This is a genomic window from Proteus sp. LHD240705 (assembly GCF_047921555.1).
Lineage (GTDB): Bacteria > Pseudomonadota > Gammaproteobacteria > Enterobacterales > Enterobacteriaceae > Proteus.
In genome coordinates, this window is the sequence record NZ_JBLRMI010000004.1 from 148,213 (window position 1) to 166,815 (window position 18,603).

Here is an 18,603-nt window from a genome sequence, read left to right on the forward strand (position 1 = left end):
GGTTCCTTTAACCAAAGAGGGATAAAACATGATTTATCACCGCAGCGTAAGCAACAGGCTGTGCCTGATGGGCATTATGACCAGCTTGCGGGATAGTCGTTAATGGCAGCGAATACTGCTGCGCAATAGATTGAAATTTATTATCTTTTTCACCACAAAGCCAAATAAACGGCAATGTGAGTTGCTGCAACTCTGTGACAAGCCAAGGTTGATTGCCTAAAGAAAGCGTTTCTAAACTTTCTGCAATACAAAAACCAGCGTTACGACAACGTTTTTCAACGAGTAATTGGCGTTTCTCATCACTAAGATCGGCAAATACGGGTTGCTGATACCACTGTGTCAATACGTCACTGATAGGTTCATTACGGAAACGCTCAGCCCAGCGTTTATCATGTGCAATGCGATTTTGTCTTTCCGTTGCATCATATAAACCTGGATTTCCACCTTCTACAATCAACCCCATTAATCCCGTAGTATCACCAAAACACGCATGATACATCGAAATCCTGCCACCTAACGAATAACCAATTAGCCAATAGTGGTCAACACCTTGCTCTTTTAGTGTATCTGTCAGCAACGTACTCACTTCAACAAAATTTTTCACGCTGATAGAAGCAGAATCACCATGACGAGGCAAATCAATCACAAGTGATGGATATTCATGGCAAGCTTGAATGACAGGCTCCCATTCACAACCCTCACCTAATAGCCCATGCAACCAAACTAACCAAGGCCCTTCATTATGGGTATTATATCGCTGACATGCTAAAGTCATGAGATGTTACCTGTTTTACCAGCTGATTTAATGTTTTTGCACCATCGGTATCATCAACAATTAATTCAATTAATGTCGTTATTGGCGCCCCTACCCAGCATTTCTGAACTGTCGTTAACAGTGCATCCCAACTTGTTGGTGATACATAATGCAAACCAAACATTGCAGCTGCGTGTTTGAAATTTAGTGAATGAGGCATACAGTAAAAGCGTTCTCGCTCTGCCTCTGGCGTTGGTAGCATTGAAAATATTTGCCCACCGTTATTATTCACTACGATAATAACATTAGGCGCATAAACTTGTTGATGCAACGCTAAACTATTTAAATCATACAGTGCAGATAAATCACCCAATATTGTTAATGTTGGCTTTTCTGTTGCACGATGAACCCCCGCAGATGTTGAAATTAAGCCATCAATACCACTTGCGCCTCGATTGCTCATCACAGGATAACCTTGTGGTAACTGAGCAAATGCATCGATTAATCGTACTATCAGACTATTGCCAACAAATAATTGTCCATCATTAGGAAGTAATTTATCTAATTGGTGCGCAACCTGTGCTTCACCAAAATAATCGGTTATTTCACTGACTTTTTGATAGGTTTGTTTGGCTATATTAGTTAATACATTAGTCCACGGTGAATTATCAACCGCAGAATGTGCCGTTAACCACTGCATCGGTGATAACGTAAATTTCTCACCTTGATGATGACCAGGATCTAAGCGCCCCGGAATAGGATCAATGATCCAATACGTTTTTGGAGAGCACCCGACTTGCCATTGTAATAAGCGTTTACCTGTTAAACTTGAACCAAATTGAATAACGATTTCAGCCTTATTTAATTCTGATTTTATCTGTGGATTATTCAACCATAAATCGGCACAAGGTAACGGTTGCCCCGTTTGTGATAAAACATCACCCAATAAAGGCCAACCTAATTGAGATGCCCATTTTTCAACTTCGACACCTTCTTCTGGGCTAATACGTCCTGCGATAACCACTCCTTTTTTCTGACGTATAACATCCCATTGAGGATGCGTCGATACAGAGGTAAAAAGGGATTCTTGTAACCACGGCTTATCACTTTGCCACCAATGGCCTAATGCCTCAGTCCACGGCGTAGATGTTTCAACATCATCACCATATAACGGTTCAGCAAAAGGGCAATTAACGTGTAATGCGCCATGAACCAATGTATTCATCGCATTATCAAGTGTAGAAACTAACCAACTTGCGGGAATATCAGTTGTCGGTCGTGGTAAAGAGAGTGTTTTTGAAGGATGAGTTGCAAAAATACCTTGCTGACGAATTGCTTGATTCGCACCACAATCAATTAATTCTGGCGGTCTATCTGCGGTTAAAAAGATCACTCGTTCACCCGTTAATCCTGCTTCAATTAAAGCGGGATATAGGTTAGCCACCGCGGTACCCGATGTCACAATAACAGCAACCGGTTCTTTCGATGCTTTTGCAAGCCCTAATGCTAAATGCCCCAATCCACGCTCATCAAAATGCGTATGACAGGTTAATTTATGATTTGCGGCTGCGGCTAGTGTTAAAGGTGTCGAACGAGATCCAGGTGCAATACAGATATGGCGTAAACCATGACGAGTCAAAGCTTCGAGTATAACTTTAGCCCATTGGCGATTAAACGAACTATTAGACATTGATCATCCCAACAACGAAAACCTGCAATTGCTATTATAATATCTGTTCCTAAATACTTTTCTTTAGCCTAGTTCAATGAACAGTCGTTTTCGTTAAATAAATCGTTAAAGAAACACTCAAAGAGTGCATTATTTAGGCTAATCATCCACTCTATTTTCAATGAACTCTTTTTATCGTTAAGAATAAGAATAAATAGCACAAGTGGCTTAAAGAATAGCATCAATTAGTTAACAAATCGCAATAGTTAATTGAAAAGTAGCACTAAAAATGCGCTTAAAATAAAACCATCAAATTTTGATGGTTTTAATGATGCTATTTAATAAATTTGAGGTTATCTGTAATAAATTAATTTTCTTTTTCTAGCAATGTACGCAAACCCGCCGCTTTATTCTCAATTTCAGTCCATTCTTGTAACGGATCTGAACCAGCAACAACACCTGCACCTGCATAAAGTGTCAGAGTATCATCATGCAGTTCACCACAACGTAGACTTACTGCAAATTCTGTGTGTGGTAATCCTAAATATCCTGCTGAACCCGCATACCAACGGCGCTCAAAAGGTTCATGTTGACGAATAAAAGCGCGAGCAATACTACGAGGTAAACCACATACTGCGGCGGTAGGTTGAAGTCGTTTTAAACAGTCAATATCATCAGAATCAATCAGTTTCCCATGTATATAACGACGAAGATGTTGCACTTTACGGAGTCGGATCACATCCGCTGCTGAAACATCGATACCTTCGACACCTCCTTGTAATCGCTGACAAATATCATCAACCACCACCAGATTTTCATGCTGATTTTTTTTGTCATTCATCAGCCAATCTGCAAATTCTGTCGCTTGCTGTTCATTGTCAGAGCTGGCAGCCGTTCCTGCTAACGCTTCGGTATACAGCATTAACTCATCACGTTTATATAATCGTTCTGGGGTTGACCCCATAAATGCATCAGAAGGCGAAAAAGCCAGCATATAATGATAGCAGTGATGATTAACATCACGACTTGCTTTCATAAATTGAATCGCTTTTAGCGGATTATCCAACGTCAAGCAAGTTGCTCTCGCAGGTACCACTTTTTCAAAATGATTTTGACGTATTTCATCTAATGCAAGAGTGAGATAATCGACCCACTGAGCTTGCGTTAAGGAGTGATTCACCGAAACCACAGAAACAGCAAGCGGCTCAATATCCAGCGCTTGATTTAAGGTTTGCAGAAAATCTAAGGTGCTTTGTTTATCACCTTCATTCAACATATTTAGATGAACGGAAAGCTGTTGCTGGTGGCGTCGAATTTCAATCCGTGGCAGAAAAAGGTAGGCATCATCGCCATTTTTTTCATCAATACGACCAGGAATAATAGTATCCCATGCATTTAAGCCCCAAATACGTACATCATCAATACAGGGATCCGATTGGTGCACAGCTAAAAATTGGTGTGCATCTTGAATATGATTGAAACAGCGTAATTGTCCACAGGCTGCCACTTCTTCATGTTCATCACGATGCTGCCAATAAAATTGAGGATAATACGACTGCGCAGCAAGCCATGAGAGCAATGAAAATGAAACCTCTGCTGGCAAGGTGACTTTCAAATGTAAAAGATTACCTTGTGCTGTCAGATTTATATTTTTAACTTTTTCGTACAGTGTCGAAAACACAGGATTAACCTTTTCCACTCCAAATACCCACAACTAATTAAAAAGGAGATTATACGTCTCTATACGAATTATCAAAGGGCTGATTAATTATAACCTTTGTCATTTATCAAAGTTTTGTATTTTTCATGTTACAAAGTAGAAGCATTAACTCGCACTTCTGAAATAACCAACACATCTTCATTAGATAAAGTGGTAAAGATAAAAATTTTCATACATAAGTGAGGTTATATGGATACAACCATCTATGAACATGTCGATAAAATCATTGAGACCTCCGATATACCTAAAGTTGCACTCGGTTTAATATTAGGAATAGATATCGAAAATGGTCGATTACCGGGTATTGTGACATCTCATGATTTAATAAAAATAAAGTCTTATGTTAATAAAGCACTTTCTCTTCCTTACAAAATAGATGATGTCATCAAATTTATTCATTACAGTAAAATAAATGAATCACAACTCTCTCCTGATAATATTTTGTCTCTGTTCATTCAAATACGGGAGCATGCATTTGAATGGAATCAAATTGAATATGCAATAAAGCAACAAGCAATTGATTTAGAAATAATGGGTAGAGAAATCACTTCTACAGGTGAAAGTGTCATTTTATTTATTAGTCAAATGCCTTTATTAACTAAAATATCTACTATTATTAATGACATTTCTGAGCAAGAGTTAAAAAATATTCGATACACATCTCAAGATAAAGAAGTTTCAACACAATTAATTCATATATTAGAAAGTATGAAAGAGGATATTGAAAATGAACGTGATAAGACCATAAAAATAAAAGACAGCTTATCTACCTTTAGAAGTAAAATAATGGGAGGCAAAGATAGCCAGAATGTTAATCATCATTCTATTTATCACGACATTCTTAACAAGAAAAGATTTATTAATGAGTTTTATACAGATAATAGTCGTTCACTTATTGAAGAACGAGATTTACTCGTTGAAGAAATAGAAATACTCAAAGATGAATATAAACACTATGTTGGTCTTGCATTTACAGGGCTAGCAATAGGTGTTATTGGTGTTATTATCACAGGTGGAATATTCGGGGCAAAAGCCGAAGTCATACGTAAAAAGAAAAATGAACTTATTCAAAAGGTGAAAAAAATCAATGCTGACATCGATATCTATGAAGGCTTATCTTTGCATTTAAATACACTCTATATTGAATTATCTGAAATAGAACTATTTATCGAAGATACAAATATGGCGTTAGAACATATTGAATATGTATGGCAAGCCATCTTAACAGAAATAGAAGCATCAATAACACATTTTAATAAAATTAACAGTGCATTAGAGCTGATTAAATTTAGTATTTACTTAGAAAAGATTATCGCGCCTTGGTATATGGTCATTGGTTACTCAAAGGAGATCTTACTCTCTTTTGATGATGCTCTTTCTACATTTTATTCATCTAAAGATTAACAAAAGGATATTGTTATGAGTCATAATGAAAAACCCGTCAATTTAGAAGAATGTTTTAAACATAATCAATTATTTCATGCGCACAGAAATATTCTCTCTTTAAGTAATAGTAAATGTTATCTAGATAGTACACTTGAGGGAGAAGTCAATAATCTATTAGAAATAAACAATAAAAATATTGAACGCATTATTTATTTTTCACTGAGTTTAAAAAGCAGATTAAGGCAAAGTTTATTTAATGATATTTTTAAAACAATAAATGAAATTGACAATGAGATAAAAACAGGAAATCTTGATAATGAAATAAAAAATAAATTAGAAAAAAAAAAGAAAAGAAATAATCAATATATTTTCAAATGAAATAAATGAAATAAATGAAATAGAGAAAATGATAAATGAACATACTCATTCACTTTCAATTGAAATCAATAAATTAAAAAATAAATCCCTCACAAATAAAGTAATACCTTTTATCTATAATAAAGAAAATGATGTTAAAATCTGTTCAGAAGAGATTATTATCTTAGAAAGCGCCTCCGAAACAACAAAAAATGAGTTAGATATCATACGTGATAGTGAAGATATCTTACATAAAAGAAATTTTTTCGATCTGTTCAAAAACAAACTTCCTCAGCAACAACAAATTGAAGATCTTAATATTGAAACACAAGAAAAAAATGTTTTATCTTCACTGGTAAAAATACTGAGTAATTTATTTTCTACGTTAGACTCTGGATTTTCTTATAGTAAAGTTGTTGAAACTCGGCATCAACTTACTTCGCTTTATTTATCACAAATAAAGAGCCTTCATCAATTAAAAGCTAAGCAGCAAAAAATATTATTAAATATGAAACATCATTATAATATTATGGATATTGATTACTTTCTTCATATATTGATTAAACAGTTAACATTTCTATCTGAAAGTTGGCGGGAAATAGCCTTAAAAATATCAACATTAGAAAATAACAGCTTATTAAATGAAGAGATTATTATTCCTATCTTCTCATTTTTAGATGATTTCTCTTTATATTATGAGAGCGCAGACAAAATAAATATTTATCAATAATAATTAAAAACGGCTCTATAAAAGAGCCGTTTTATTATTTAACGATACGTTATTACGATTAGTTGATTGCGGGTGCAATAATCGCAAAATTCGTTAATTCAATCAGTGGTTGTGGCCATACACCTAAGGCAATCACAACAACTGCACAGATTAACGCAACAAATGTTGCCATATTTTGTGATGTTGTAGAAATCGCAGGAGTGTTGTCATTGTCTGGTTTGCGTAAAAAGACAATAGCCGCAGCACGTAGGTAGTAGAATAAGCCAATCGCACTACCTAACACAACCATACCTGTTAACCACCATAAGCTTGAGCTAATGCCCGCAATGATGACATACAGTTTACCAATGAAACCTAATGTAATTGGTACACCTGCCAGTGATAGCATCATCAGTGACATCACCACAGCCACAACAGGACGGCGCCAGAATAATCCGCGGTAATCTTCCAGTGAATCCATTTCGCTTTCACGATAAGGACTTGACGCTACTGCAATAGCACCAAACGCCCCGAGACTTGCAAACAAGTAACCAGCTAAATAAATTTCAGCGGTTTCTTGTGCTAATACAGGGCTGTATTGCAGCACAATTAATGCCACGAGTAGATAACCAAGGTGTGATACGGAAGAGTAACCCAATAAGCGTTTTACGCTCTTTTGCGTTAACGCCATGATGTTACCAAACAAGATAGAGGCAATTGCCATGAAACCTAAGATCATTCGTAAGGTTTCACTATCCGCAGCTGGCGCTTCAAGGAATAAACGCATAACAACAGCAAAAATACCAATCTTACTTGCCGTCGCTAAGAACGCGCCCGTTGGTGCTGGCGCACCTTGGTAAACATCGGGTGTCCATAATTGGAATGGGAATAAAGATAATTTAAATCCAATTCCCACTAACATCATACCTAAACCTGCAAGTACTAATGGTTTATGGATATTGCTATCACTTAAACTTTGTCCCATTGCAGCAAAGGAGAGCCCCCCTGCTTCTGCATAAAGAAGTGCCATACCAAATAGTAAGAAAGAAGAGGCTGCCGCAGAAAGCAGCATATATTTGATACCTGCTTCCAGTGATGGACGTTGTTGGAATGCGTAACCGATAAGACCAAACAGCGGTAATGTCAGTAATTCAATACCAATAAACATCGATGCGAAGTGATGAGCAGACGAGAGTAAAATCCCTCCGACTACCGCAATCGCAATCAGCAAGTAAAACTCTTCTTTGTTATCTTGATAGCCTTCTAACCAAGGATAAGCAAAAGCAATAGTGCCAATACCAGAAAGGATCACTAGTGCAGTAAAGAAGCTTGAGTATCCATCAACGTGGTAAAGCGTGGTCACGTCCACTACGCCTAATGCATTAACGTAATAGAGCGAGCCCAGCGCAATGATGAAACCCGTAGCTGTCAAAGTGGCAATGGTAAAATGATCGCGTCGCCATGCAATGGACAGCATCACAACCACCACCGTCAATCCGACGATCAATAGCGGTAGCATTGCGATCAATTGTTCAGGAGTTATTGTCATGGCGAATTACGGCCTTACTGTTGAAATAGAAGCGGAATACCAAGTCTGGAGATTTTCCATCGCTGATATTGATGTGTCTAATACAGGTTGTGGGAAGAAGCCCAAAATAACCAGTAAAACAACCAATGTGATCAGGATAAAGAATTCTCTCAGATCTAACCCTTTATAGGTTCTTTCAGCTGTTTTCGGTGAGCCATAGTAAGCCTGTTGCATCATCCACAGCGCGTAGACAGAAGCAAAGACTAAACCAAAGACCGAAATAATGGTGATCAGCTTAAAGTTACCATAAGTACCAAACAGGATCATAAACTCACCCACGAAGTTACCTGTTCCTGGCATACCTAAAGAGGCAACCGCAAAGAACAGTGAAAACGCAGGTAAGAAACGGATGCTTTTCCACAATCCACCCATTTGGTTCATATCACGCGTACCTAAACGCTCATAAAGCATGCCACACATGATAAATAAACCCGCAGCTGACAAACCGTTGGTGATCATTTGAATAATCGCACCTTGGTAAGCCAATACAGAGCCGGCATAAATCGCAATCACGATAAAGCCCATGTGAGAAATACTACTGTAAGCCGCAAGACGTTTGATATCAGTCTGACGGAAGGCTAACAGTGCTGCATAGAATACGGTAATTAAACCTAACCACATCGCCACAGGTGCCAGCAACGCTGACGCTTCAGGAAAGAGTGGTAAGTTAAAACGTAATAGACCGTAAGCCGCTGTTTTTAGCAAAATACCTGATAAGTCAACAGAGCCTGCTGTTGGTGCTTCTGCGTGAGCATCCGCTAACCAGCCATGTACAGGTACGATAGGCATTTTTACTGCAAATGCAGCGAAGAAACCTAACATCAGAATAAATTGCAGTTCAGAGCCTAATACCGTATGTGCTTGTAATAAGGTGTCATAATTAAACGTCCAAATACCCGTTTCACGGTAGAAAGCAACCGCAAGACCGATAATGGCCAGCAACATTAACAGACCACTTGCCTGTGTATAGATAAAGAATTTTGTTGCTGCACTAACGTGTTTTTTATCACTACTTCCTTTGTGTCCCCATAAAGAAATCAGGAAATACATTGGGATCAACATCATTTCCCAGAAGAAGAAGAATAAAAACAGGTCAGTCGCTAAAAATACCCCCATCACACCAGCTAAAATCCACAGCAAGTTAAAATGGAAAGCACCTTGTGATGGCTGATTTTCATTCCACGATGAAAGTACCGCTAAGATACCTAAAATCGCAGTTAATACAGTCATCAGCAATGACATACCATCAAGTGCAAATTGGATATTAATCCCTAAAGCAGGGATCCACGGCACAAAGAAAAACTCTGTCCAATGTGGTGCTCCATCAGCACTAAGTAGTTGATAATCGCCTTGCAACCAAAGTTGCACAGAAATAACGAGTGTTAATCCCATCGTCAGCAACGCAACCCAGCGAGGGACTTGCGAGCCGATTCGTTCAGCCTGCCAACTTAGCAGGCCACCGATGAAGGGAATAAGTATTAGCCAGGGTAATAACATGGCGCAATGTGTCCCTTAATTAAACCAGAAGCAGCAGAGCGATAACCAGCACTGCACCTAAACCGAGAGAAGCCGCATACCAACGTGCCAATCCATTCTCACTGAAACTTAACCCTTTATTGGTGCCTTTAAGCAGGCAACCGAATAGATTAAAGAATTGGTTAACAGGATCATTTTGGATAAGCCACGCCGCCCCTTTATAAGGTTTGACAAACAGCACTTCATACAGCGCATCGAATCCCCAAGCATGGAACCACCATGTTGAGAAGAAACGACCTGTACGAGTATTAGCAACCTTAGAAACACATTGACGCTGTTTCAGGTATAACCATGCTGCAATGGCAACGCCTACTATCGCTACCACACCAGAAAGCGCTTCTAATACATATTTACCCTCATGCGATGCGCTTCCTTCAGGGAAAACAGCACCTAACGGTTGAGTAATTAACGCACCGATAAATGTTGATAACAGTGCTAATACCGCTAATGGGAAAGTATGTGTAAACCCTTTAACTTGGTGTGCTTCGGTTTTGGTTTCACCATGGAATACGATGAAAATCAAACGGAAGGTATAAAGTGACGTAAATAACGCACCAACTAAACCTGCAAGCATTAAGTTAAAATGCCCGTTTGAATACGCACCCCATAAGATTTCATCTTTACTGAAGAACCCTGCTGTTAACAGTGGTAATGCCGCTAATGCGCCACCACCAATTAGGAAACAGGCGTAAACAAATGGGATCTTCTTACGTAATCCGCCCATCTTAAAGATATTCTGCTCGTGGTGGCAGGCAACAATCACAGAGCCTGCAGATAAGAACAGTAATGCTTTAAAGAAAGCGTGAGTCATTAAGTGGAAAATTGCCGCATCCCATGCTTGAGCGCCTAAAGCCAAGAACATATAACCAATTTGGCTCATGGTTGAATAAGCAAGAATACGTTTGATATCGGTTTGTACTAAAGCCGCAAAGCCCGCTAACACTAATGTGACTGCACCAATAATACCGACTAATTCAAGTACTTCAGGTGCCATTAAGAATAGCGCGTTACTACGTGCAACCAAGTATACACCTGCCGTAACCATCGTTGCGGCGTGGATTAATGCAGATACTGGTGTAGGGCCTGCCATCGCATCCGCTAACCATGTTTGTAATGGAAGCTGTGCTGATTTACCGACTGCACCGCCTAATACCATTAACATTGCCCAGTTAATGACGCTTGATCCTACTGCTAATTGCTCAGGAGCAAGTACTGCCATTTCACGGAAGCTCAATGTACCTAATTGGTCAAATAGGATAAACATACCGATAGCTAAGAACACATCACCGATACGCGTTACGATAAACGCTTTCATCGCAGCTGCGCCATTAGCAGGATTGCTATAATAGAAACCAATTAGCAGGTAACTACATAGACCAACCCCTTCCCACCCCATATACATCAGCATCATATTATCAGCCAGTACTAAGACAACCATACTTGCGATAAATAAGTTGGTATAAGCAAAGAAGCGAGAATACCCTTCTTCGCCACGCATATACCAAGATGCATACATATGAATAAGGAAGCCAACACCGGTAATCACACCCAGCATGGTTAATGAAAGACCATCAAGAACCAGTGTAAACGGAATATTGAAATTCCCTGCTGACATCCAGCTCCATAAAGTCAGAACATACGTTTCTTGCCCATTAGCAAAGAAATCCATACCTGCCCAAAGTGCAACAAGGGCAGATAGACCAACAGAACCTGTACCAATCCATGCTGATACGTTTTCAGACCAACGACCACGCGAGAAAGCGAGCAGTAAAAATCCCAGCAGTGGTAGCAGAATGGTTAAATAGAGTATATTCATCCGCGCATCTCACTGACTGTATCAATATTGATGTTTTGGCGATGTCTATGAAGCTGTAACAACAATGCCAGACCAATACTTGCCTCTGCCGCCGCCAAACTGATTGCCATGATATACATTATCTGACCATCTGTTTGACCCCAAAAGCTACCACCGACAACAAATGCCAGTGCAGCTGCATTAATCATAATTTCTAGTCCGATCAACATAAACAACAGGTTGCGGCGAAGTACTAAGCAGGTAAAACCTAACACAAACAGTACCGCAGCCAAGATCAAACCATGTTGAAGAGGTATCATTTTTGCTCCCCTGCGTTTTCGTTTTCGACGAGATCGTCATGGCTCTTATCACGGCCAATGTGGTAAGCAACAATCAATCCAGACAATAAGAGAACAGATGCTAACTCAACAGCCAGAATATAAGGCCCAAATAAGCTAATACCGACCTCTTTCGCGCCAATCACTTCTCCAGCAATTTCGCCGTGAGTGACACTACTAATGGCGTAAATTAACACGACTAATAGCGTCAGAGATAAAAGCGCAGGCCCAATCCAAAACTTCGGTTGTAGCCACTTTTTCTCTTGATCAACAACGGATTTACCTAAGTTGAGCATCATCACCACGAAAACGAATAACACCATAATGGCGCCAGCGTAAACAATGATTTCTAATGCACCAGCAAAATAGGCGCCTAACGAGAAGAAAACCACAGAGAGCGCAATCAATGAAATCACTAAGTACAATAAAGCGTGTACAGGATTGGTATGAGTGATCACTCTCAATGTTGCAAGGATGGCAATCAGCCCCGCGATGTAAAATGCAAATTCCATGAATATCGCTCCTTACGGTAACAGGCTTTTGACATCGATAGGTTTAGCTTCATCATCCGCATCACCTTTATCTTTGCCGTTAATCGCCATACCTGTTTTACGGTAAAAGTTATATTCAGGATATTTGCCTGGCCCTGAAATCAACAGATCGTCTTTTTCATAAACCAAATCCTGACGCTTAAACTCACCCATTTCAAAATCAGGCGTTAATTGTAACGCCGTTGTTGGGCAAGCTTCTTCACATAAACCGCAGAAAATACAGCGAGAAAAGTTGATACGGAAAAACTCCGGATACCAACGACCATCTTCATGTTCTGCTTTCTGTAATGAAATACAGCCAACTGGACAGACTGCTGCACACAAGTTACAAGCAACACAGCGTTCTTCACCATCAGGATCACGAGTCAACACAATTCGTCCACGATAACGTGGTGCAACATTGACAGGTTCTTCCGGGTACATCTGTGTTTCACGTTTGGCGAAGGCATGTAAGCCAATCATCCAAATGCTTCGTACCTGGGTGCCGAAACCAGTCAATAACTCTTTTAAAGTCATGGTTCAATCACCCCTTATTGAGCGTTGTAAAGTATCACTGCAGCAGTGACCAGCAGATTGATAAGCGTTAACGGTAAGCAAATTTTCCAACCAAAAGACATCACTTGGTCGTAGCGCGGACGCGGTAACGATGCACGAATAAGGATAAACATCATCATGAAGAACCCTGTTTTCAGTGCAAACCAAATGAATGATGGTAAGAAAGGCCCTTGCCAACCACCAAAGAATAACGTCACGATAAGACCCGATACCGCAACGATACCGATATATTCACCAACAAAGAATAAACCGAATTTCATACCAGAATATTCAATGTGATAACCATCAGCCAGCTCTTGCTCAGCTTCAGGTTGGTCAAATGGATGACGGTGACAAACAGCAACCCCAGCAATCGCAAACGTAATAAAGCCAAAGAATTGTGGGATGACATTCCACATATTTGCTTGTGAGTTTACGATGTCAGTCAGGTTAAAAGAGCCCGCTTGTGCAACAACACCTAAGATTGAAAGTCCTAAGAACACTTCATAACTTACGGTTTGTGCTGATGCACGCATTGCACCTAACAGTGAATATTTGTTATTACTTGACCATCCTGCAAATAACACGGCATACACCGCAATACCTGCAACCATCAAGAAGAACAAAATACCGATGTTTAAGTCAGCAACAACCCATGTTGAGCTAACAGGTACAATCGCAAATGACAGCAGTAAAGATGAAAACGCAATTACTGGTGCAATGGTGAAGATAAAGCGGTCAGCAAATTTCGGGATCCAGTCCTCTTTAAAGAACATTTTGATCATATCCGCAATTAGCTGTGCTGAACCTGCATAACCTACACGGTTAGGCCCATAACGGTTTTGGAATAAACCCAGTAAACGGCGTTCCCCCATACTCATAAAAGCACCACAAGTGACCACAACAAGCAAGATCACAACGGCTTTTAATACGGTGAGTAAAATCTCTGTAACTTCAGGAGATAACCAGCTCATTATGCAATACCCCGCAGTTGACGAACCGATACACCCACCAGCGATGGAGAAATACCTGCCATACCTAACGGCAAGCCAATTTGACCTTGAGTCAGGTGAGCACTGATTTTCACAGGTAAGGTGAATTCACGGCCTTCGTAAGTAAACATAGCTTGCTGACCTTGAGTTAACGCTAATGCTTGGGCATCAGATTCACTCAATGTTAAATAAGCGGTTTCCATACGAGATTGGATAACTTCAGCGCGTTGTGATAACTCTTCACTACCAAATAAACGGTAGCAAGGTGCGACAGTCCATTGATTTTTCTGTGCATTAAATGGCGCAGGAATATCAGTGAAGTAGCCAAGTGTATTATCACCACATTCAATTAAACGCACACCTGGATCGCCAAAGCGTAAGCTGCCACCCACTTCTGCTTGGAATTTATTCCATGCTTGAGGTGAGTTCCAACCCGGCGCCCATGCAAATGGAATTTGCTGACGAGGTGCTGTTGGGCTGTTATTACCTTCCATTGAGAACGCAAATGGGGTGTCGATATCTTTTGGTTGACGCTGTTCATGAACAGACACATTCGCCAGCATAGATGTACGACCACTATAACGATGTGGTTCACGAGCCAGTTTTTGTCCACGAATACGGAATGACGCATTTGGTGCCGCATCAACAATGCCAGCAAACTGAGGAAGACTCGTCGCACAATGTTCAATCACATTGTCTAACTGTGTCCAATCCAGTGTTCTTTCATGCCATTGTGAATCAACCGCACTCAACCAACGCCAGCTTTCATGCATCACCACTTCTTTGTTATAGAAAGAAGGTTCGAAAACTTGGAAATAACGTTGTGCTCTGCCTTCTTGACTCACCATTGTTCCATCACTTTCAGCGAATGAAGAAGCTGGGAGAACAAGATGTGCTTTCGCCATAATGTCAGTTTGCTGGTGGTCGATGACAATTAAGTTATCTACTTTAGCAATCGCATCATCAATCACGTCGGCATCAAAATGACGATATAAATCGTTTTCCATGACAACAACGGTGTTAACTTGACCACTACGCATCATTTTTAATGCGTCATCAAGTGGCTGTGCATTCATCATGGCAAGACCCATGCTGTTTGCATCATCAGCAACGAAAGAAAGCCCTACTTCATTACCTTTTGCTTTTAATGCAAAAGCAATGTTAGCGGCTGCTTTGATAACGTCTTCGCTACCCGCATGGCTACCACTGATAATTAATGGTTTCTTGGCTTGAGAAAGTGCTTGAACAACCATTTCGATGTGTTTATTCAGCGCTTCATCAATACCATCAACAGCTGGTGCATCACCGTTAATGTTATTCGCAATCGCAAAGCCTAAACGTGCTTGATCAACAACGGGTGCGCGATAACTCCACGCAGCAACATCATCGAGGCGAGTTTCATCAACATGAGTGACAAACAGTGGGTATTTTGCACGTTGCCCGATATTCATAATCGCAGCAATTTGCCAGTCAGCCACTTTTTGAGCTGCCGCCATTTCACGCGCTTTACCTTTCACGGCCTGACGTACAGACAATGCCATACGAGCACCAGTTTGTGTTAAATCTTCACCTAACACTAAAACGGCATCGTAATCTTCAATTTCACGCAGAGATGGAGTATGAACGCCACCTTTTTGTAAAATATCTAACATTAAGGTCAGACGTTTTTGCTCTGATGCAGAGATACCGCTATAGAAGTTTTCAGCGCCAACAACTTCACGTAATGCGAAGTTACTTTCAATGCTTGCACGCGGGGAACCAATACCCACGATACGCTGACTTTTCTTCAGCATATCCGCAGCTGCTTGAGTCGCTTGAACAGCGTTAATTTCTAACCAGTTACTGCCTAAACGTTTTTTAGGTTGACGAGGTCTGCTTGCTAAATTCACATAGCCATAGCCAAAACGACCACGGTCACAAAGGAAATAGCGGTTTACAGTCCCGTTATAACGGTTTTCGATACGACGTAATTCACCATAACGTTCACCAGGGCTGATGTTACAACCCATGCTACAACCCTGACAAATGCTTGGTGCAAACTGCATATCCCATTTGCGGTTATAACGAGATGAGTGGGTTTTATCGGTGAAAACACCCGTCGGACAAATTTCAACCAAGTTACCTGAGAATTCGCTCTCTAATGTGCCATCTTCAACGCGTCCAAAAAATACGTTGTTATGTACACCAAAGACACCAAGATCAGTACCATCAGCATAATCTTTGTAGTAACGAACACAGCGGTAACAAGCAATACAACGGTTCATTTCGTGAGAAATAAACGGTCCCAAGTCTTGGTTTCTATGTGTACGCTTAGTAAAGCGATAGCGACGCATAGTGTGACCTGTCATTACCGTCATATCTTGAAGGTGGCAGTTACCGCCTTCTTCACAAACTGGACAGTCATGAGGATGGTTTGTCATATACCATTCAACAACGCTTTCGCGGAATTTCTTCGCTTCTTCGTCATCGATAGAGATAAACGTGCCATCAGTCGCAGGTGTCATACAAGACATCACTAAACGACCGCGGGTATCCTCAGCATTTTGATACTGCTTAACCGCACACTGGCGGCAAGCGCCAACGCTTCCCAGCGCTGGATGCCAGCAAAAATAAGGAATATCTAAGCCTAAATTAAGACAGGCTTCTAACAGGTTATCAGCCCCGTTAACTTCATATTCTTTGCCGTCTACATGAATCGTAGCCATAGTCAGCATGCTTCCCAAAGGCCTGCACAGCAGGCGTTAAACCTAGAATGTGTCGTGAAAAATTACCAGCGGCTTTTCAGTAAGTTAGGCTGAATACCTCTGATCAAGTTGGCATTGGTATAATCTTCTTGAATAATGCCAGCCTCAAATTCTTCACGGAAATATTTAATGGCGCTTTGTAAAGGTTCTACTGCACCCGGTGCGTGAGCACAGAATGTGTGTCCCGGACTTAAAGAACGACATAAATGTTCAAGGGTTTCGATATCACCAGGGCGACCTTTACCGTTTTCTATCGCACGTAAGATTTCGACACTCCATGGCAAGCCATCACGACAAGGTGTACACCAGCCACAAGATTCACGAGCAAAGAACTCTTCTAAGTTACGGGTTAATGAAACCATATTAATTTCATTATCTACCGCCATTGCAAGTGCTGTACCTAAACGGCTACCTGCTTTTGCAATCGTGCCAAAATCCATTGGAAGATCGAGGTGATCTTCTGTTAAGAAGTCAGTACCTGCACCACCCGGTTGCCATGCTTTTAGCTTAAGACCATCACGCATCCCCCCTGCGTAATCTTCAAGGATCTCGCGCGCTGTTGTACCAAATGGTAATTCCCATAAGCCCGGATATTTCACGCGACCTGAGAATCCCATTAATTTAGTACCCGCATCTGGGCTTTTACCTTCACTTAAGCCGATATACCAATCTTTGCCGTGTTCAATAATCGCAGGCACATTACACAGTGTTTCAACGTTATTGACACAAGTTGGTTTACCCCATGCACCTGATGTTGCAGGGAATGGAGGTTTAGAGCGCGGGTTAGCACGACGACCTTCTAATGAGTTGATTAATGCTGTCTCTTCACCACAGATGTAACGACCTGCACCCGTGTGAACAAACAGTTCAAAATCAATGCCTGAACCAAAGATGTTTTTACCCAGAAAGCCTGCTGCTTTTGCTTCTTCAATAGCATGGCGCAGATTCTTAGCCGCTTCGATATATTCGCCACGAAGGAAAATATAGCCACGGTAAGCTTTTAGTGCGTGAGCGCCGATAATCATCCCTTCAATTAACAGATGTGGAAGTTCTTCCATTAAGAGACGGTCTTTATAAGTACCCGGCTCCATTTCATCTGCGTTACAAAGGATGTAACGGATATTCATGCTTTCATCTTTTGGCATCAGGCTCCATTTCAAGCCTGTTGAGAATCCAGCACCACCACGACCTTTTAGGCCAGCATCTTTAACTTCAGTGGTCACCTCAGTCGGTGACATACCTTTTAATGCTTTTTCTGCCGCTTTATAACCGTTTGTAGCACGGTATTCATCCAGCCATACAGGCTGACGATCATCACGTAAGCGCCACGTTAGCGGATGCGTTTCTGCGCTACGAATAATCGGTTTTGCTCCTGAAATTGCTGTCATGGATACTGCTCCAGTAACGTTTCAATCTCTTCAGGTTTAACAAAGCTGTGAGTATCGTCATCTACCATCATAGTAGGACCTTTATCACAATTACCTAAACAGCAGGTTGGCAGTAACGTAAAGCGACCATCTGGTGTAGTTTGACCAGGAATGATATTAAGGTGCTTTTCAATCGCTGCTTGAATGCCTTGATAACCTGTAATATGACAAACCACGCTGTCACAAAAACGAATGATGTGACGGCCAACGGGTTGACGGAAAATTTGGCTATAGAACGTCGCAACGCCTTCAACATCGCTTGCAGGGATCCCAAGAACATCCGCAATCGCATAAATTGCGCCGTCTTCAACCCAACCACGGTTCTTTTGCACAATTTTCAGTGCTTCAATAGAGGCTGCTCGCGGATCTTCGTAATGATGTTTTTCTTGTTCAATTTCAGCACGTTCTTCTTCAGTTAAAACAAACGTTGCTTTCTTTGAATGTGTTACATCAACGATTTCGATCTGCACAGCATCATCTTTTTGGTTTAATTCATTTTGCAT

Annotated in this window: 16 protein-coding genes; 3 read left to right on the forward strand and 13 right to left on the reverse strand. The window is 40.7% G+C overall.

Going from position 1 to position 18,603, the window contains the following annotated elements:
* Positions 1–7 precede the first annotated feature (7 nt).
* From menH to ACNART_RS09755, 3 genes are all read right to left on the reverse strand, one after another.
* Positions 8–775: a 2-succinyl-6-hydroxy-2,4-cyclohexadiene-1-carboxylate synthase gene (gene menH / locus ACNART_RS09745; RefSeq protein WP_198619775.1), complete on the reverse strand. Its 768-nt coding sequence runs from the start codon at positions 773–775 to the stop codon at positions 8–10.
* Complete coding sequence (menD, locus tag ACNART_RS09750; RefSeq protein WP_368927919.1) at positions 750–2,444, reverse strand: 2-succinyl-5-enolpyruvyl-6-hydroxy-3-cyclohexene-1-carboxylic-acid synthase; 1,695 nt, start codon at positions 2,442–2,444, stop codon at positions 750–752. The genes menH and menD overlap by 26 nt, the downstream gene beginning before the upstream one ends.
* A 346-nt stretch (positions 2,445–2,790) precedes the next feature.
* Entirely contained in the window at positions 2,791–4,122 is a 1,332-nt protein-coding gene (locus ACNART_RS09755; protein WP_109374130.1) for an isochorismate synthase, read from the reverse strand.
* A gap of 210 nt (positions 4,123–4,332) precedes the next feature.
* Between ACNART_RS09755 and ACNART_RS09760 the strand changes: the two genes are divergently transcribed.
* From ACNART_RS09760 to ACNART_RS09770, 3 genes are read left to right on the forward strand one after another with little or no spacing between them, the layout of a single operon-like run.
* On the forward strand, positions 4,333–5,547 hold the full coding sequence (locus ACNART_RS09760) for an alpha-xenorhabdolysin family binary toxin subunit A (protein ID WP_198619773.1): 1,215 nt from the start codon (positions 4,333–4,335) through the stop codon (positions 5,545–5,547).
* 15 nt (positions 5,548–5,562) lie between these two features.
* On the forward strand, positions 5,563–5,907 hold the full coding sequence (locus ACNART_RS09765; RefSeq protein WP_416303586.1) for a hypothetical protein: 345 nt from the start codon (positions 5,563–5,565) through the stop codon (positions 5,905–5,907).
* A gap of 19 nt (positions 5,908–5,926) precedes the next feature.
* Entirely contained in the window at positions 5,927–6,616 is a 690-nt protein-coding gene (locus ACNART_RS09770; RefSeq protein WP_416303594.1) for an alpha-xenorhabdolysin family binary toxin subunit B, read from the forward strand.
* 58 nt (positions 6,617–6,674) lie between these two features.
* On the opposite strand, the gene nuoN is transcribed toward ACNART_RS09770, so the two are convergent.
* Genes nuoN through nuoE form a run of 10 tightly spaced genes read right to left on the reverse strand, consistent with a single transcriptional unit; the run spans position 6,675 to position 18,603 of the window.
* A complete protein-coding gene (gene nuoN / locus ACNART_RS09775) occupies positions 6,675–8,144 on the reverse strand; it encodes an NADH-quinone oxidoreductase subunit NuoN (RefSeq protein ID WP_198619771.1) in 1,470 nt (489 codons plus the stop codon).
* 6 nt (positions 8,145–8,150) lie between these two features.
* The gene (nuoM, locus tag ACNART_RS09780) at positions 8,151–9,680 is read right to left on the reverse strand and encodes an NADH-quinone oxidoreductase subunit M (RefSeq protein ID WP_416303587.1); all 1,530 of its coding nucleotides are present in this window, start codon (positions 9,678–9,680) and stop codon (positions 8,151–8,153) included.
* A 19-nt stretch (positions 9,681–9,699) separates the two neighbouring features.
* On the reverse strand, positions 9,700–11,535 hold the full coding sequence (nuoL, locus tag ACNART_RS09785) for an NADH-quinone oxidoreductase subunit L (RefSeq protein ID WP_368927920.1): 1,836 nt from the start codon (positions 11,533–11,535) through the stop codon (positions 9,700–9,702).
* Positions 11,532–11,834 (reverse strand): NADH-quinone oxidoreductase subunit NuoK, encoded by a 303-nt coding sequence (gene nuoK, locus ACNART_RS09790; protein WP_099073810.1) that lies wholly within the window; start codon positions 11,832–11,834, stop codon positions 11,532–11,534. The genes nuoL and nuoK overlap by 4 nt, the downstream gene beginning before the upstream one ends.
* Positions 11,831–12,364 (reverse strand): NADH-quinone oxidoreductase subunit J, encoded by a 534-nt coding sequence (nuoJ, locus tag ACNART_RS09795; protein ID WP_109374124.1) that lies wholly within the window; start codon positions 12,362–12,364, stop codon positions 11,831–11,833. Before nuoJ ends, nuoK begins: the two co-directional genes overlap by 4 nt.
* 12 nt (positions 12,365–12,376) lie before the next feature.
* Positions 12,377–12,919, reverse strand: coding sequence for an NADH-quinone oxidoreductase subunit NuoI (gene nuoI / locus ACNART_RS09800; protein ID WP_006533299.1), 543 nt, complete (start codon positions 12,917–12,919; stop codon positions 12,377–12,379).
* Between the two features lie 14 nt (positions 12,920–12,933).
* The gene (gene nuoH / locus ACNART_RS09805; protein ID WP_006533300.1) at positions 12,934–13,911 is read right to left on the reverse strand and encodes an NADH-quinone oxidoreductase subunit NuoH; all 978 of its coding nucleotides are present in this window, start codon (positions 13,909–13,911) and stop codon (positions 12,934–12,936) included.
* Complete coding sequence (nuoG, locus tag ACNART_RS09810; RefSeq protein WP_416303588.1) at positions 13,911–16,643, reverse strand: NADH-quinone oxidoreductase subunit NuoG; 2,733 nt, start codon at positions 16,641–16,643, stop codon at positions 13,911–13,913. Before nuoG ends, nuoH begins: the two co-directional genes overlap by 1 nt.
* A 53-nt stretch (positions 16,644–16,696) precedes the next feature.
* On the reverse strand, positions 16,697–18,061 hold the full coding sequence (nuoF, locus tag ACNART_RS09815; RefSeq protein ID WP_023581728.1) for an NADH-quinone oxidoreductase subunit NuoF: 1,365 nt from the start codon (positions 18,059–18,061) through the stop codon (positions 16,697–16,699).
* Positions 18,058–18,603: an NADH-quinone oxidoreductase subunit NuoE gene (gene nuoE / locus ACNART_RS09820; RefSeq protein ID WP_006533305.1), complete on the reverse strand. Its 546-nt coding sequence runs from the start codon at positions 18,601–18,603 to the stop codon at positions 18,058–18,060. Before nuoE ends, nuoF begins: the two co-directional genes overlap by 4 nt.